General features: G+C 66.6%; 2 protein-coding genes. Both read right to left on the bottom strand.

The features are described from left to right. Positions 1-1,828: HAL/PAL/TAL family ammonia-lyase (locus AC04L7_RS16895; RefSeq protein ID WP_475513477.1), on the bottom strand; the 1,828-nt coding region annotated here is incomplete at its 3' end. Position 1,829: 1 nt separating this feature from the next. Then, a partial coding sequence (locus tag AC04L7_RS16890; protein WP_475513476.1) for a His/Gly/Thr/Pro-type tRNA ligase C-terminal domain-containing protein occupies positions 1,830-2,329 on the bottom strand: 500 nt, incomplete at its 5' end.

Here is a 2,329-nt window from a genome sequence, read left to right as displayed (position 1 = left end):
CCTCACCATCCAACGCTCGATCGCGTTCCAGGAATGGGATCTGCACTCGGATTGCCGCATGAGCGGCAGCCACAGCACGCCCCGGTTGGAACGGCTCACTGCCCGCCAGAGCGGAGCGGAGCCCGTCTACTTCCTGCAGAAACACCTCGCGGTCGGCGTCACGGAGCGAAGGACCACCGGCAACCTTCGTGGCCATGCCCTCAGCATCGGCCCGCTTGGCCAGGGCACGCGCCGCGTTGATCATGTCGCGACGCAGATCCAGCGCTTGAGCGGCGGTGTACAGCTCAAGCGCCAGCACCCGGCCCAGGTCCTGCACCATCGCCAGCACGTGGCGCGCCTCATTGGYGCCCATCGAAACATGGTCTTCGGCATTCGCGCTGGTAGGCACCGAGAACACGCTGGCCGGATGCGCACGGCTGGCCAAGTCGTTGACGATCGCCGCTGCGGTGTATTGCACGATCATGTGCCCCGACTCCGTACCGTCCTCGTTTCCGATCAGGAAAGGCGGCAAGCCGTCGTTGGTCGACGGATCGACCAGTTTGTTGAGGCGACGCTCGGAGATCGAGGCCAGGGTCGGGATGGCGGCCTTCACGTAGCTCATCGCCAGCGCCAGCGGCATGCCGTGGAAGTGACCCGCCGAGATCACCTGCTCTTCGACGTGCTCGGCCTGCTTGTCCGGGAACACGAGCGGGTTGTCGGTGACTGCATTGAGCTCGATCTCCAGCACGCGTTTGGCCTGTTCCACTGCGTCGCGCACGGCGCCATGCACCTGCGGGATGCAGCGCAGCGAGTAGCTGTCCTGCGGCTGGTGCTTCTTGCCGCCACGGAACGGCATGAAGCGCTGGTAGAACTTGGCGCGGCCGTGGCGTTGATCGGTTGGCACCCAGTCCCAGCCGATGTCAAAGCGCAGCGCCTGTGCCTCTGCCGTGTCCCAGCTGCTGGGCAGCCAGGTGCGAAAGCGCGGTACCAGGTGGTACGGGATGTCGGCCAGCGTCGAACCGGCCAACAGCTCTCGCAGGCGGCCGGCGACATGCACCTGGCCCGGATGCGGTCGCAGGGCATGCACTTCCTCGGCGAACGCGCCCAGGCGGCCGGCAAAGGCGTCGATCGTCATTGCCGCGGCCAGATCCGCGGTGTCCAGCAGCTGGTCGAGCCGGTACATCGCCAGCACGCCCATCGCCAGCATCTGCGCGGTGCCGTTGTTGAGCGCCAGGCCTTCCTTGTAGGACAGCGAGACCGGCGCCAGGCCAGCGCGCTTGAGCGCGTCGGCGCCCGGCATGCGCTCGCCCTGGTAGAACGCTTCGCCACCGCCGAGCAGCACGATGGCCAGGTGCGACAGCGGCGCCAGGTCGCCTGAGGCGCCCACCGAGCCCAGCGAGGGCACCACCGGCACGATGCCGGCGTTGAGCATCGCGGCGAGCGCCTGCAGGGTCTCCACGCGGATGCCGGAATGGCCCTTCAGTAGCGTGTTGATGCGAATGCCAAGCATGGCGCGGACGATCTCCGGCGCCATGGGCTCGCCCACGCAGACCGCATGGGTGACGATCAGGTTGTATTGCAGCTCTTCATGCAGAGAGCGGCCTGACTTCACCGCTCCGGGCAGCTCGCCGCGCAGCGGGTGCGCGCCCAGCAGCTTGTCGGCGTTGCTGCCAAAGCCCGTGGAGACGCCGTAGATCGGCTCTTGCCGGCGCACTTGTTCGGCAAGGAACTCGGCCGCTCGCGAAACCGCCTTCAATGCGTCCTTGTCCAGCTCGACGCTGGCACCGAACGCGATCTCGACCAGGCGATCGCGGGTGAGCGACTTGCCATCCAGCAGGATCGGTTTCATGTCAGCGCCCCGCCAGTGCGCGGGCCTGTTCCAGCTCCACTTTCAGGCTGGCGGCCAGCTCATCGCGCTTCACCTCGAACTGCTGTTCGCTCACCAGGTCCTTGACCGTGACGACGCCGCGGCTCARCTCATCCTCACCGGCCAGGACCACGAAGCGGATGCCGGCACGCGAGGCGTACTGGAACTGCTTGGCCAGCTTGCGGCTTTCCATCTGCACTTCGGTGTTGATGCCGGCCGCACGCAGGCGGCGGGCAATATCAAGTGACTGCGCCATCTGTCCTTCGTCCATCAGGGCGACCATGGCCTGCACGCTGCTTTCGTCGACGCCGGCGATCAGGCCTGCCTCCTGCAGCTGCCAGAACAGGCGGGTCAGGCCGATCGAGATGCCCACGCCGGGCAGCTTGGACTTGGTGTAGTGGCTGGCCAGGTTCTCGTAGCGACCGCCCGAGCAGATCGAGCCGATCTGCGGGTAATCGTCCAGCTGCGTCTCATAGACGGTGC

It is taken from the genome of Pseudoxanthomonas sp. LjRoot204_2 (genome assembly GCF_056175765.1).
This window is presented reverse-complemented; position numbering and strand designations above follow the sequence as displayed.